Annotated in this window: 13 protein-coding genes and 3 tRNA genes; 3 read left to right on the plus strand and 13 right to left on the minus strand. The window is 61.2% G+C overall.

The genetic code is table 11. The features are described from left to right. Positions 1–2: 2 nt before the first annotated feature. From nuoF to ACSQ2W_RS00410, 9 genes are all read right to left on the minus strand, one after another. Positions 3–1,307 carry an NADH-quinone oxidoreductase subunit NuoF gene (nuoF, locus tag ACSQ2W_RS00370; protein ID WP_436084460.1) on the minus strand — a complete coding sequence of 435 codons (1,305 nt, stop codon included), beginning with the start codon at positions 1,305–1,307 and terminating at the stop codon, positions 3–5. An 11-nt stretch (positions 1,308–1,318) separates the two neighbouring features. Further along, on the minus strand, positions 1,319–2,443 hold the full coding sequence (locus ACSQ2W_RS00375; protein WP_436084461.1) for an NADH-quinone oxidoreductase subunit E: 1,125 nt from the start codon (positions 2,441–2,443) through the stop codon (positions 1,319–1,321). A 15-nt stretch (positions 2,444–2,458) separates the two neighbouring features. Then, a complete protein-coding gene (locus tag ACSQ2W_RS00380; protein WP_436081737.1) occupies positions 2,459–2,722 on the minus strand; it encodes a hypothetical protein in 264 nt (87 codons plus the stop codon). Beyond that, positions 2,722–3,912, minus strand: a complete 1,191-nt coding sequence (locus ACSQ2W_RS00385) for an NADH-quinone oxidoreductase subunit D (RefSeq protein ID WP_436084462.1) — start codon at positions 3,910–3,912, stop codon at positions 2,722–2,724. Before ACSQ2W_RS00385 ends, ACSQ2W_RS00380 begins: the two co-directional genes overlap by 1 nt. Before the next feature lie 57 nt (positions 3,913–3,969). After that, positions 3,970–4,575 carry an NADH-quinone oxidoreductase subunit C gene (locus ACSQ2W_RS00390; protein WP_436084463.1) on the minus strand — a complete coding sequence of 202 codons (606 nt, stop codon included), beginning with the start codon at positions 4,573–4,575 and terminating at the stop codon, positions 3,970–3,972. Between the two features lie 17 nt (positions 4,576–4,592). Beyond that, positions 4,593–5,171 (minus strand): NuoB/complex I 20 kDa subunit family protein, encoded by a 579-nt coding sequence (locus tag ACSQ2W_RS00395; protein WP_436084464.1) that lies wholly within the window; start codon positions 5,169–5,171, stop codon positions 4,593–4,595. Beyond that, positions 5,162–5,527 (minus strand): NADH-quinone oxidoreductase subunit A, encoded by a 366-nt coding sequence (locus tag ACSQ2W_RS00400; protein WP_026203374.1) that lies wholly within the window; start codon positions 5,525–5,527, stop codon positions 5,162–5,164. Before ACSQ2W_RS00400 ends, ACSQ2W_RS00395 begins: the two co-directional genes overlap by 10 nt. 621 nt (positions 5,528–6,148) lie before the next feature. Further along, a tRNA-Asp gene (locus ACSQ2W_RS00405) sits at positions 6,149–6,225 on the minus strand. 47 nt (positions 6,226–6,272) lie between these two features. Beyond that, a tRNA-Asp gene (locus ACSQ2W_RS00410) sits at positions 6,273–6,349 on the minus strand. 404 nt (positions 6,350–6,753) lie between these two features. Between ACSQ2W_RS00410 and ACSQ2W_RS00415 the strand changes: the two genes are divergently transcribed. Together ACSQ2W_RS00415 and ACSQ2W_RS00420 are read left to right on the plus strand one after the other, a co-directional pair. After that, positions 6,754–6,829 (plus strand) — tRNA-Val (locus tag ACSQ2W_RS00415). Positions 6,830–7,023: 194 nt separating this feature from the next. Continuing rightward, a complete protein-coding gene (locus ACSQ2W_RS00420; protein ID WP_436084465.1) occupies positions 7,024–7,296 on the plus strand; it encodes a hypothetical protein in 273 nt (90 codons plus the stop codon). A 110-nt stretch (positions 7,297–7,406) separates the two neighbouring features. Here ACSQ2W_RS00420 and ACSQ2W_RS00425 read toward each other — a convergent pair whose 3' ends face one another. The 4 genes from ACSQ2W_RS00425 to ACSQ2W_RS00440 form a co-directional block, all read right to left on the minus strand. Then, positions 7,407–7,781 carry a CAP-Gly domain protein gene (locus ACSQ2W_RS00425; RefSeq protein ID WP_436084466.1) on the minus strand — a complete coding sequence of 125 codons (375 nt, stop codon included), beginning with the start codon at positions 7,779–7,781 and terminating at the stop codon, positions 7,407–7,409. Between the two features lie 178 nt (positions 7,782–7,959). Continuing rightward, on the minus strand, positions 7,960–8,358 hold the full coding sequence (locus ACSQ2W_RS00430) for a (R)-mandelonitrile lyase (RefSeq protein WP_436084467.1): 399 nt from the start codon (positions 8,356–8,358) through the stop codon (positions 7,960–7,962). Positions 8,359–8,498: 140 nt separating this feature from the next. After that, positions 8,499–11,975 carry an AAA family ATPase gene (locus ACSQ2W_RS00435; protein WP_436084468.1) on the minus strand — a complete coding sequence of 1,159 codons (3,477 nt, stop codon included), beginning with the start codon at positions 11,973–11,975 and terminating at the stop codon, positions 8,499–8,501. Continuing rightward, positions 11,975–13,252 (minus strand): metallophosphoesterase family protein, encoded by a 1,278-nt coding sequence (locus ACSQ2W_RS00440; protein ID WP_436084469.1) that lies wholly within the window; start codon positions 13,250–13,252, stop codon positions 11,975–11,977. Before ACSQ2W_RS00440 ends, ACSQ2W_RS00435 begins: the two co-directional genes overlap by 1 nt. Before the next feature lie 169 nt (positions 13,253–13,421). On the opposite strand from ACSQ2W_RS00440, the gene ACSQ2W_RS00445 reads away from it, so the two are divergent. Next, a complete protein-coding gene (locus tag ACSQ2W_RS00445; RefSeq protein WP_436081746.1) occupies positions 13,422–13,889 on the plus strand; it encodes a MarR family winged helix-turn-helix transcriptional regulator in 468 nt (155 codons plus the stop codon). Positions 13,890–13,926: the final 37 nt, after the last annotated feature.

Here is a 13,926-nt window from a genome sequence, read left to right on the forward strand (position 1 = left end):
GCTTACTCCGCTGCTTGCAGCACCGCCCCATGCGATGTCGAATTCCGCGTGTATTCGTCGATGCGCTTTTCCATCTCCGGACGAAAATTGCGGATCAAACCCTGGATCGGCCATGCGGCCGCGTCTCCGAGCGCGCAGATCGTGTGACCTTCGACCTGCTTCGTCACGTCGAACAGCATGTCGATTTCGCGCTTCTGGGCGCGGCCCTGAACCATGCGCTCCATGACGCGCATCATCCAGCCGGTACCTTCGCGGCACGGCGTGCACTGGCCGCAGCTCTCGTGCTTGTAGAATGCAGCCAGCCGCCAGATCGCCTTGATGATGTCGGTCGAGCGGTCCATTACGATGACCGCCGCCGTTCCGAACGACGACTTGACGTCGCGCATGCCGTCGAAATCCATCGGCGCATCAATGATGTCCTCGGCCTTGACCACCGGACAGGACGAACCACCCGGAATGACTGCCAGAAGATTGTCCCAGCCGCCGCGGATGCCGCCGCAATGGCGCTCGATCATCTCGCGGAACGGCACACCCATCGCATCTTCGAAGGTGCACGGCCTATTGACGTGGCCAGAAACCATGAACAGCTTGGTGCCGACATTGTTCGGACGGCCGATCGCTGAGAACCAGCCGGCGCCACGACGCAGGATCGTCGGCGCAACGGCGATGGATTCGACGTTGTTGACCGTCGTCGGGCAGCCGTAGAGACCCATATTCGCCGGGAATGGAGGCTTCAGGCGCGGCTGGCCCTTCTTGCCCTCGAGGCTTTCGAGCAGAGCCGTTTCTTCACCGCAGATATAGGCGCCGGCGCCATGATGGACGTAGATGTCCATGTCCCAGCCGTGCTTGTTGTTGGTGCCGAGAAGGCCGGCGTCATAGCATTCGTCGATCGCCGCCTGCAGCGCCTCGCGTTCGCGGATATATTCGCCGCGAACATAGATGTAGGCGGTATGCGCGCCCATCGCGAAGCTCGCGATCAGGCAGCCCTCGATCAGCGTATGCGGATCGTGGCGCATGATGTCGCGGTCCTTGCAGGTGCCGGGCTCGGACTCGTCGGCATTGACGACCAGGTAGTGCGGTCGGCCGTCGCTTTCCTTCGGCATGAAGGACCACTTGAGACCGGTCGGGAAGCCGGCCCCGCCACGGCCGCGAAGACCGGACGCCTTCATCTCGTTGATGATCCAGTCGCGGCCCTTTTCCAGGATCTGCTTGGTGCCATCCCAATGGCCGCGCGCCATCACGCCCTTCAGCGACTTGTCGTGAATGCCGTAGATATTGGTAAAAATGCGATCTTTATCGTCGAGCATGGTTCACCTGTTTATCGCGGCTTCTTGCCGAAGACTTTGATGTATTCGGCTTCGCCGCCCTTGGCCAGCGCCTTGGCTTGCTTGACCCAGTCGTCACGTTCGATGCGGCCCTTGAAATTCAGATAGCCGTCGATCCATTCGCGCTCGGCCTTCTTCCAGCCCGCAACCTGCGTGTAGGTGAAAATGCCGAGTTCATGCAGGGTGGCTTCGATCTTCGGACCGACGCCGGAAATCAGCTTCAGATCATCCAGGGTGGCCGGTTTCTCGATGCCGGCCGGGCGGTTCTTGTCCTGTAGTGACAGCTTTGCAGCGGCTGCCGTTGGCTTGGCGGTGACACCGCCTTCAGCCTTGGTCTCGCCGGCAACCTTGTCATTCGCCGCGGACTCCGCCTTTGCCGTTGCCGGCGTCTTCAGCGTCGGATCGGTCTCCGGCGCAGCGGTTTTCACCCTTGCGGCATAAGAAGGCGGCACGCTGACGGCGGGCTCGGCGCTCACCTTCTTGACGCGTGGCGTAGCCGGTTTCTTTTCCGGTGTCAGCAGCGTCGTCGGACCGCCGACAGGTGCCGAGAAGATGCGGTCGATCTGCGGCCCCGGCTTGACGTCGGAACCCTTGCCTGCGTCGAAACGGTCGATGATGTATTCCAGCTGCGGAACCGTGAGGTCTTCGTAGGTGTCCTTGAAGATCATCACCATCGGCGCGTTCACGCAGGTGCCCTGACACTCCACCTCTTCCCAGGACAGCGTGCCCGCCTCATTCGGCGTCAGCGGATCGGGGTGGATGCGCTTCTTGCAAAGATTGATCAGATCCTCGGAGCCGCGCAGCATGCAGGGCGTCGTGCCGCAGACCTGGACGTGGGCGCGCGTGCCAACCGGCTTCAGCTGGAACTGGGTGTAGAAGGTGGCGACTTCAAGCACGCGGATATAGGGCATGCCGAGCATGTCGGCGACGCTTTCGATTGCCGCCTTGGTCACCCAGCCATCCTGCTCTTGCGCCCGCATCAACAGCGGAATGACCGCGGATTGCTCGCGGCCTTTCGGGTATTTCTTGATCGTTGCCTTGGCCCATACCGCATTGTCCTTGCTGAAGGCAAAGCTCGCTGGCTGGACATTTTCCTCGGCTAGTCGACGAACGGACATTCTTCCCGCACCTTATCAGTTAATCGAACCGCACCGCGACTTCGTCAGGGAGACGAACTCGCAGGCATAGGCTGACTGGTCTTTCTGCAAAAATACAATATAGCGCGTGCCGTTCGGCACCGCGGCCCTGATCTCATAGCCCTGGCTCAGGAGCTTGCCCATGCCACTGCCCGACGAACTACTCATGCTCGGATCGCCGGTGTCTGTCGCAGTTTCCTGCGCGAACGCCGGCGCCGCCGCAAGCAGCGATCCGCAAAGCATCAGGGTGCTCAGACGCATCAACGGTCTACCTCGCCGAATACGATATCGAGCGAGCCAAGAATGGCCGATACGTCGGCCAGCTGGTGGCCACGACAGATGTAGTCCATCGCCTGCAGATGCGCGTAACCCGGGGCGCGGATCTTGCAGCGATAGGGCTTGTTGGAGCCGTCGGAGACGAGATAGACGCCAAATTCGCCCTTCGGCGCTTCGACGGCCGCGTAAACCTCGCCCTCCGGCACATGATAGCCTTCGGTGTAGAGCTTGAAATGATGGATCAGCGCTTCCATCGAGCGCTTCATCTCGCCACGCTTCGGAGGCACGATCTTGCCATCTAGCGACGAGACCGGCCCGATCTTGGCATCGCCGAGCAGGCGATCGACGCACTGGCGCATGATCTTGGCCGCTTCGCGCATCTCGATCATGCGGATCAGGTACCGGTCGTAGCAGTCGCCGTTCTTGCCGATCGGAATGTCGAAATCCATGTCGGCATAGCACTCGTAAGGCTGCGCCTTGCGCAGGTCCCATGCGGCACCCGAACCGCGCACCATGACGCCGGAAAAACCCCATGCCCAGGCATCGTCGAGCGTAACCACGCCGATATCGACGTTACGCTGCTTGAAGATGCGGTTGCCGGTCAGGAGTTCGTCGATATCATCGACGGTCTTCAGGAACGGATCGATCCACTTGCCGATGTCTTCCACCAGCTCGTGCGGCAGGTCCTGATGAACGCCGCCCGGACGGAAATAGGCCGAGTGCATGCGCGCGCCGCAGGCTCGCTCGTAGAACACCATCAGCTTCTCGCGCTCTTCGAAGCCCCAGAGCGGCGGCGTCAGCGCGCCGACGTCCATGGCCTGCGTCGTGACGTTCAGAAGGTGCGACAGGATACGGCCGATTTCCGAATAGAGAACGCGGATCAGCTGGCCGCGGATCGGCACTTCCGTTCCGGTCAATTTCTCAACCGCCAGCGCAAAGGCATGCTCCTGGTTCATCGGCGCGACATAGTCGAGCCGGTCGAAATAGGGCACGGCCTGCAGATAGGTCTTGGTTTCAATCAGCTTCTCGGTACCGCGATGCAATAGACCGATATGCGGATCGACGCGCTCGACGATTTCGCCGTCGAGTTCGAGAACAAGCCGCAAAACGCCGTGCGCCGCAGGGTGCTGTGGTCCGAAATTGATATTGAAATTGCGGACGTTATGTTCGTTCATGCCGCTTGCTCCAAGCCGGAAAGGTCCTCGCTCTTGCGGGGCCGCCGGCCTTCCTTGTCACTTCGCGTTTGCTTTTTCATCACCCGGCAGAACGTAATCCGTCCCTTCCCAAGGCGACATGAAGTCAAAGTTGCGGAATTCCTGTTTCAATTCCACCGGCTCGTAGACGACCCGCTTGGCTTCGTCGTCGTAGCGCACTTCGACGAAACCGGTCGTCGGAAAGTCCTTGCGCAGCGGATAACCCTCGAAACCGTAGTCGGTCAGAATGCGGCGCAGATCCGGGTGGCCGGTGAAGAGGATGCCGTACATGTCGTAGGCTTCCCGTTCGAACCAGTCGGCACCCGGATAGACAGCGCAGGCCGACGGCACCGGCTGATCTTCGCCGGTTGCGACCTTGACGCGGATGCGCAGGTTCTGCTTCGGCGACAGCAGATGATAGACGACATCGAAACGGTCAGGGCGCTGCGGCCAGTCCACACCGCAAATATCGGTAAAATTGACAAAACCGCAGCGGGCGTCGTCACGCAGGAAGGTCAACAGCGCAATCAGATTGTCCGCAGTCGCCGTCAGCGTCAGTTCGCCGAAGCTGATGACAGCATCGGAAATCAACGCGCCGCGGGTCTCGCGGATGTAGGTCGCCAGTCCGTTCAGGGCTTCACTCATGATCAGATCCCCTGCCCTTACCGTTCGATCGTGCCTGTGCGGCGGATCTTCTTCTGCAGCAGCAGCACCCCATAAAGGAGAGCCTCTGCCGTGGGAGGACAGCCTGGCACATAGATGTCGACCGGCACGACGCGATCACAGCCGCGCACCACCGAATAGGAATAGTGATAGTACCCGCCGCCATTGGCGCAGGAGCCCATCGAGATGACGTAACGCGGCTCGGGCATCTGGTCATAAACCTTGCGCAGAGCCGGCGCCATCTTGTTGGTGAGCGTGCCGGCGACGATCATGACGTCGGACTGGCGCGGCGAGGCGCGCGGCGCAAAGCCAAAGCGCTCGGCGTCATAACGCGGCATCGACATCTGCATCATTTCGACGGCGCAACAGGCCAGACCGAAGGTCATCCACATCAGCGAACCGGTGCGCGCCCAATTGATCAACTCGTCGGTCGACGTGACCAGAAATCCCTTGTCGGCAAGCTCGTTGTTGATCTCGCCAAAGTATTTGTCATTGCTGCCGATCGGCTTGCCGGTCGCGGGATCGACGATCCCCTTAGCCCTTGGCGCGACGAGCGTGGTGCTGGAGGTCAGTTCCATTCCAGCGCTCCCTTCTTCCATTCATAGATAAAGCCGATGGTGAGCACACCGAGGAAGACCATCATCGACCAGAAACCGAACCAGCCCATCTCCTTGAACGAAACGGCCCAGGGAAACAGGAAGGCCACTTCAAGATCGAAGATGATGAAGAGAATCGACACGAGATAGAATCGGATGTCGAACTTCATGCGGGCGTCGTCGAATGCGTTGAAGCCGCATTCATAGGCCGACAGCTTTTCATCGTCAGGCGCCTTGTAGGCGACGGCGAACGGCGCAATCAGCAGCGCCAGGCCGATGACCAGCGAGATACCGATGAAGATGGCGATCGGAATATAGGAACCGAGAAGGTCTGTCATTGTATCCGTCCCCGCCTGCGAGGCGCGCTGGAGAAGCGCAAAAAACAAAGCCCACAGGTCGAAAAGTATGTTGCAACGCCAAAGTCGTTAGCGCAGCCAGCGCCACTGTGCAAGCCTCCAGAACGGTTTTCATCCCCTTCCACGGGCGGAATGAAGACCGGGCAAAAGCTAGCATCTGCGCGAGCCACGCGCAAATCTCGCAAAACCCGCGAGTAGGCAGGCGCCCAGATCGCAACGGCCTCGCGGCACAGCTCCAGGGACATATGGTCGCGCGCGCTAAAATCGATTGAAATCTCACGTTGAATATCAGGAATTTACCCTCCGCGGCAGCCCGCAAGGCACCGCAACAGGGCATAGCCACCATCCGGGCTTCGCATGGGTGGAAATGCCTGTGACGACGTCGTGGTCGTAGCGGACGCCCGCGCGCGGCGACCGAGGAAGCGGAGACCGAGATATAGACCCGCGGCCACGGCCAGCCTCGATTCAGCCGGAGAAAACAGAGCCGGAATCGGCGCGACGGGTTTTGATCGCGACGGCCGCCGAAGCGCACGACGTCAAACCGCAATCAAACACGCGGCAGAGCCGCTTTTGCTGTTTCTCGTTTCGATTTAAAGACAAAAATGGCGCGAGTGACGGGGCTCGAACCCGCGACCTCCGGCGTGACAGGCCGGCACTCTAACCGACTGAGCTACACCCGCGCACTGGAATGGAAAACCCGGATTGGCGCAGAAGCACATCCTTGAAATGGCGCGAGTGACGGGGCTCGAACCCGCGACCTCCGGCGTGACAGGCCGGCACTCTAACCGACTGAGCTACACCCGCGCATTTCATTTCAAGCAATCCGGATGCTTTCGCATCCGCTCGAACCGGACTGGCCGCTTCGATGAGCGGCTAACTACGGGGTTCGTGTTTTAGTGTCAAGCACGTTTGGAGACAAAACGATGACAGCCGGCGAATTGTTTCCACAGGGACGAAAAAGCACAATGGAAAATGCACCGGAGACGGGGAGCCGCTCCTCTCCATCGCACTGGCATCGACCGCCGCGCCGCTTTGGCGGCATCGCAGTTCCGTCAGTTTTCCACAACGCATTCATCGCCTTGTTGCCGGGCTTATTCACGATCGCCCGCAAAAAAATCAAAAAATCTTTGCAAACGCTCTTGCGGTTTTTCGCCGATACGCATAGATCACGGCCACCGACGCGGCGGACGCTGATCCTGCTTCGCGAAGGGCGATTAGCTCAGTTGGTAGAGCGCCTCGTTTACACCGAGGATGTCGGGAGTTCGAGTCTCTCATCGCCCACCATTTATCCCTTGATATAAAAATTGCCTGTTTTCAGCGTGAAATCGTGTTCGCACGGCTATGTTGTGGGCACCGCTCGTTGCACTTGCCAATGGACGGCGGCATCGCCATGTGTTGGCGGATGAAAAGGTGGGGCGAGTGCGTTCCGTCCACCGGTGCGTTATTGTTGACAGGTTCGCGAATAACAGGGGATGCCGATGAGGAATGCGATTTTGACTGCAGCGCTTGCCACGGGGCTCGCCGCCTGCGCTGCCATGCCGGAACTTGCGCCTATACCCGGCAGCATCACCTATAATGACCAGCCGGCAACAAAACTGACCAAGGCGCCCGTCGGCAGCGTGGTGCGCCACCGGCTGAACGACGAATACGGTCGTCCCTCCGAAGAGACCTACGTCATCCAGCCGGACCGGTCATTGCGGCTCGTGCGCAGAGAGACCGTTTTCGACGGGAACGGCAACACGTCATTTTGAGAGGCGCGTGCGGGCGTGCCGCTAGGCAAGGCAGGGTTTCCCTCGGGAGCCCGTGACGTGGCCTGCAACACAGACTTGCCGCACCGATTCAAACAGACGCGTGACGCTCGTCAGATGGTTTCCTTCTTTCGCACCGGCGTCTTGCGCTTCGGTTCTTCCGGTGCCTCGGGCAAATACGGCTTTTCCCCCTTCGGCGTCGGCGCAAGCAGGTTCTTCAGCGCCGATAGCCGATCCTTCAGCAACGGCCGGAACCGCGTCGCGCGATAGGGCATATCATCCGCGCCGTAACCTTCAGGGCCATCATCGGGGCCGCGGTGGATTTCCGCCAGCTTGACGCCGATGAACTCGCCATCGACATAGTGCTTGTAGGGCCCAACCCAGCGGATCGTATAGATCTGGCCCTTGCGTATACCCTGATCGATCGAGACATGTTTGAACGTGTCGTTGATGCAGACGACCTTCTGTCCGACATGAAAATTGTACATCGCGAAATCCTTCTGCCCAGCCTCTATCCACGCGATTGCGGCCGGCAAGTTCCTTGCTATCAGATAGCGCTGGCCGGCCTCGCATTGCAACGAACAAGTCCCGGGAGGCACGCTACGACAAGCCTCAAGCGAAACACCTGCCGCCTCGGTCACGCCAACCAGCCGCAATGACGCAGCCTTATCCGCCACGATACTGGCTGTCCGTCACATGCTCCATCCAGTCCACCGCTTTTCCGTCAAGCGCCTCCTGGATGGCGATATGGGTCATGGCAGTGGCCGCGGCCGCGCCGTGCCAGTGTTTTTCACCCGGCGGAAACCAGACGACGTCCCCTGTCCTGATCTCGCGAATCGACTCGCCCCAGACCTGCGCCAGCCCGCTGCCGGCGGTGACGATCAAGGTTTGGCCGAGCGGATGCGTGTGCCAGGCCGTGCGTGCACCCGGTTCGAAGGTGACGGATGCGCACCGCATGCGGGCCGGTTCCGGCGCATCCATGATCGGATCCACCCGGACGCTGCCGATAAAATAGTCCGGCGACGGCTTGACCGACAGCCGGGATCCGCAGGGTTTGATCTCCATGGCAATGGCTCCTTGGTTCGACACATCTGTCATGCCGGTTGCCGCTTCGGGAATGGAAGCGGCGTTACGATGAACCATACCTTGCATATCACTGCCGCCGAATCGAGCCGTCACGGAGCGGCAAAAACGACAAGCGGCAGTCAAAGTGAATGGATCGTCACGTCCGGGCAGGCAGCACGGGCAATATCGCACAGGTGCTGATGGTGGGTGAGGTAGATCACCTGTCCGACCCGCGCCATGTCTGCCATCAGCGCGAAGGCATGTTGCGCGCGGCCGTCATCGAAGGTTTCCATGATGTCGTCGGCGATGAAGGGCAGGGATTCGCGCGTTGCCGCGACCTCGTGATAGCCGGCGATGCGCAACGCCAGATACAGCTGGAAACGGGTGCCCTTGGAAAGGTCGTCCGCCAGTTTCGAGCCGCCGCTGGCCGCGTTCGCGATCAGGAATTCCTTGCCGTTTTCCGCTTGGGTCGAAAGCCCGACATAATCGCCGCCGCTGATCGCGCTGAAGGCTGCCGAAGCCCGCTGCATCATCGCACTGCGATGCCGTTCGCGGTAGAGCCTGAGCGCCGTTTCGCCCGCAAGAATGCCGGTTTTAAGCCGCAGATAGGCGATCGCCCGCTCCTCGACTTCCGCCAGCAGGGTGCGGCGGCGTTCCTCGATATGGGCAGCCGCATCGCCGCCGCCAATTGCCGCCAGCGCCTTCTCCGCGTCACGCCGCTCGGCATGCAGTTCGCTGGCGTCTCGATCGCATTGCTCCCACCGCGACTGCAGTTCCGCGGCTTCCAGCCGCAGGCCCACCTCGTCGACTGCGCTCAGAATCATCTCCGCTTCTTCGACACGCCCGACAGCCAGGCGCGCCGCCAAATCGGATTCGGCTTCGGCAATCCGCTCCCGCAGACGACCACGCGCCTTGGCTGTCTCCAGCCATTCGGCGACTTCGGCGAGCGTGACGCAACCATAGAGATCGAGCATGCTTTGCTTCTGAGCGTCGTGGCGCCGCCGCGATCCGATCAAATCACGATGTTCTGACACACGCAGCTCATTCTCATCCGAAATCCGCCGAAGCAACGCGTCCTTTTGTTCGGCATCGGCAAATCGCTGACGGATCACCCGAAAAGCAAGCAATGGCTCATCGGGCGCCGGCAATACGAGCCTTTCGGCGAGACAGGCGACGGCGGTCGCGAAGGCCACCTGATCCTTGCGCATGCCGTCGATGCGATGGTCCAGGTCAGACCTGCGTTGGATGAGCTTGTCCAGTTCTTGAAGGACGGCAAGGACGGCCACCGTCTCCTGGACAGCCAAGGCCCTTCCGTCCCTGGCAAGCCAGGTCGCACCGATTGTCTCATCCCACCGCGCGATCCAGCCTGCCATTTCGGTATCCGCCGAGGACCAGGCCGCATCGCGCGCGCGCAAAGCCGCCTGCGTCCGCTCCACCGTCTCCGCGGCGGCGGCATGGGCGCGGTGTGCCGACTGCAGCGCCGTTATCGTGCGCTCGGCCAAGGCAAGTGCATCGTCCAGACGCTCGGGCATGCCTTTTGTCACCCCGCGTTCCGCGAATGCCCTCGCCAGCCGTTCGAGCGCCCGTTCCTCGTCTTCTCTTGCGAGACGCAAATCCTGACGCACTGCGCGAAGCTGATTGCGCACGTCCAATACCGCCGTCCGGCGGCTAAGCCAGGCAACCAGCTGATTGAGTTTTGTCTCTTCGGGAAGGCCACAGCCGCGAGCGGCCGCCGAAATCTCCCCCCTCAGCTCAGCGACCTCAGCGAGCACGGCCTGGTGCTGCTCACGAAACGCAGAAAGCTTTGCATTGCGCTCAGCGATGGAGAGGGAAAGCCCCCTCGCCGCAGCGAGATCTTCGGCTCGCGCCAGCCGCATCGCCGTCGCCTCATCGTCCTTGCGCAGGGCGGCTTCGAATGCACGTGCAGTCTCGCAAGCCAGGTGGGTCACATGAATCTGCCAGGCGTCATCCCGTTCCTGCCGCAACGTCCTCGCCATATCGTCGGCGGCAAAACCTCCGCTTCGCGTCAATTCCGCCAGCCGGGCTTCCTCCGCCGCAATCAGTGCCATCTCGTCGGCGATCCGGTCATCGAGCCGCTTCAGCTGTTCCGTCAACGCCGTTCGCCGCGCCGTCCACTCAGCGATATCGGTGTCTTCGGGGATGGCAAGAGCCGCCAAACTGTCCGCGTCCAGCTGAGACGGGGCCAATGCCGCGAGCTTTTCGGCAAGCTGGTCGTCGAGCGAGGCAAGCTGCCGGTTCCCCGCCTGCTGCCGCAGCAGGCAATCGTTCTGCCGCAGGCTTTGCAGGACATCGGCGAGATGCACCGGATCGCCCGAACCGGCGGCGCGGCCCGATTCCAACAGGGCCGCATGTGCCCTCATCGCCTCGCTGTTCGCCTCCACGGCAAGCTGCCGCTCCCGCACGGTCGTGACCAGTCGCTCGTTCAAGACGGAATAGTTCTGCGCCAGGCCCTGAATACGGCCGGTGACGACCGCAGGCAGAATGAGGGTCGCCGGGTTCGCCACATCGGCACGGTCCAGGCGTACAAGACATACGGCAATGTCTGCACCGATCTTGCCGCGCTCGTCGAGGCGATTGGACATGTCGCTCGCAGCCGATATATGGCGCGCTTCCAGCCCGGAGCGCTCCAAGTCAAGGATATCGGCTGCAAGAGCAAGCACGGCTCCGTCCCGCTCGATGGCGGCAATCTCGGCGCTCCTGCGCTGGATATCCGCTTCCAGCTGTTCAAGGCGGGTCTCGATCTCGGTTTCCTGACGCTGCAGCTGCGGCAGCATGGTGTGCCAGATAGCCGGCGGTTCTGGCATGTCGCAGAGAGCGCCAAGCTCAGCGCGCAGGCCGCGCAGCCGAGCCAGAAGCGGCAGTCCCTCGGTGCGGTCGCGGGCGTGGTCAAGGGAAACGTGCAGCTCTGCCCGTGCTTTCACCGCGGCCTCATGTCGTTCAGCAGCTACGTCCCGCGCCTTGCGCAGCACCGCAAACTCGCGTGCATTCACGTCGATTTTGCTCTTTTCGTCCTTCAGCGCATCGAGTTCCGCCTTCAACTCACCCAGTCGATGTTTTTGCCCTCGCGGCTTGTAGAAGGCATCGGCCTGCGCTTTCAGGCCGGACAGGACGGCGCTGCTGTCCGGCAGGCCGGAACTGGCGGAAAACAAGAGAGTTCCAAGTTCCCCCTCACTTTTCAGGATGCTTTCGCCGCCCTTTTCGATGCTGTCATCATCGAGCGAAAACATCATCTTGTAGGTCACCCGGTCGATCGAGCCGAGCGCTGCGGAAAACAGATTGTCCGGCAGCGGCTGGTCATCCGGTCCGAGAAGCGTATTTTGCCGGCGCTTGATCCGCGCGACAGCCCGAGCGCTGCCGCCGACTGCGATCACGCCGCCAATCCGCATTGTCTCGTAGGGGTGCAAAAAACCGTAGGTGCTGCGGTTGTCGATACCGAACAGCAGATCGAGAAAGGCGGAAAACAGCGTAGATTTCCCTGCCTCGTTCGGACCGTAGACGAGATGAAAATCCGGACGCTGATGGCGGGCATCACCAAAGTCGAGGCTGCGTCCGGTAAACTTGCCGTAGCGAACAAGGTCGAGACGATTGAGACGCATCAGCGGGCCGCCTCGCGTTCGCTGCCATGCAGATGCGCAAGCACATCATCGCTGCCGGCAGCCGCGATCGTTTCAACCAGCCGTGCTGCAGCTGCCTGGTCGCTGGCCAGGATCTCGCGGAGTTCACGCGGCAGCTGCTGCAGCAACTCATCCAGCATTGCCTCGGCTTCCTGACGAAAGGCGTGGGACGGCAGCACGTCGGAATGGATCAGGGCTGCAAGTTCCTCGACCGGATCAGGCCCGGACAGGGCGCCCGCGCCCTCCAGGCCGCGGCAATGGACATCGATCTTCTCGATCCAGCAACCGCCCAGCCCCGCGGCCATGCCGGAAAGTTCGGCAAGCAGAAAATCCGGATCGCGGCGGAGCTTCCAGGCAAGTGATGTGGCACCGGTCAGGGAAATTCGCAGGATGAGATGACCAGCAGGCGTTCGGTTTCTGAGCGATGACAGGGTTTCTGCCGCCCTGTCCAGCATCTGCCGCCAGTCCTGCGCGCCATCGAGATCGATCGGGACGCGCTCGAATACAGCCTGCCCGATCGCGCGTTCCTGATGCTCCAGTGAGCCGTCGTCGCCAACGGTCGCCAGCGTCACCGATTTCGGCCCGGCCTCGTTGATATCCCGCCCCTGCGGCATGCCGGGCATGACGATCAGTGGCTTTTCGGAATGTATTTGCCTAAGATGCACGTGGCCCAGCGCCCAATAGTCGAAACCGTGCCGCATAAGCTCGGCAACGCTGCAGGGCGCATAGGGATCATGCCCAGGCGTACCGGCCAGGCTGGTGTGCAGCATGCCGATGTTGACCGCATCCGCGATGGGCGCCTGGAACGACGGCAGCAGGCTCTCGGGCGCATGCGGATTGGCAAAGCCGATACCGTGAATATAAACCTCGCGCCCATCGGCGAGCGTCTTGGCCTGAACGGGCTTGGCATGGCCGGAGAACACATGGACGTTGGCCGGCAAGGTCAACTCGCGCGTCACCGTCGACTGGGAATCGTGATTGCCGCGGATCACGAAGACGCGGATGCCGGCGGCCTCCAGCCGGCGCAGCTCGCTCGCCAAATAAAGCGCCGTGTTCATCGATGTCTGCGAGCCGTCGTAGAGATCACCTGCAATCAGCAGGGCATCGACGTTTTCCGCCAGGCACAGGTCGACGATCCCTGCGAGCGCCGTCCGCGTCGCTCCGCGCACCAGTTCGGCAAGCTCCGGATTTTTCAGCGCCAGACTGCGCAAGGGGGAATCGAGATGAAGGTCGGCGGTGTGAACGAAGCGGAAAGGCATGACCGACCATGGCCTGCGGTCCGTGGTTGCGTCAATGCCGCAAACCCCTGCCCCGGCGACTATTCAGGCCTTTCACTGTTGCATGACGAAGAACTGAAAAATAAACTTGACTATGACGCTGGAAGTGCGGCCATTTGACATGGCACCTCATAATATCCATATAAAACCCATGAAATCCACATTCGAAGTCTCCGACAAGCTCTTTGAGCTTTACCACCGCGTTCACCGGCTCATCAACGAATCGATGACCGAGGAAGGCGTGTCGCTGGCACGCAGCAAGTTTCTGTTTTTTTTGAGCAAGCTCGGCCCCTGCCGGTCGACTGACATAGCCTGCGCGCTCAATTTCGCGCCGCGCACCGTAACGGAAGCAATCGACGGGCTTGAACGTGACAAGCTGGTGGTGCGCGCACCCGATCCGGAAGACCGGCGGGCCAAGATCGTCTCGATCACCGATGTCGGCCGCATCGTTTTGGAAGCCGCCGAACATCCGCGAAAACAGCTGATCGAGGAAATCTTCTCGGCGCTCGATGACGAGCAGCTTGACCAGATGCACGACATCGTCAGTCGCCTCGTCGCCAAGGCCGACGAAATCCGCAAGCGCAAGGAAGACGGCGGGGACGAGATCGCCGCTGAATAGCCAGACCTCGCAGGTCGAATTATAGTTGCGATAGAAA

The organism is Pararhizobium sp. LjRoot255 (assembly GCF_964252905.1).
Lineage (GTDB): Bacteria > Pseudomonadota > Alphaproteobacteria > Rhizobiales > Rhizobiaceae > Pararhizobium.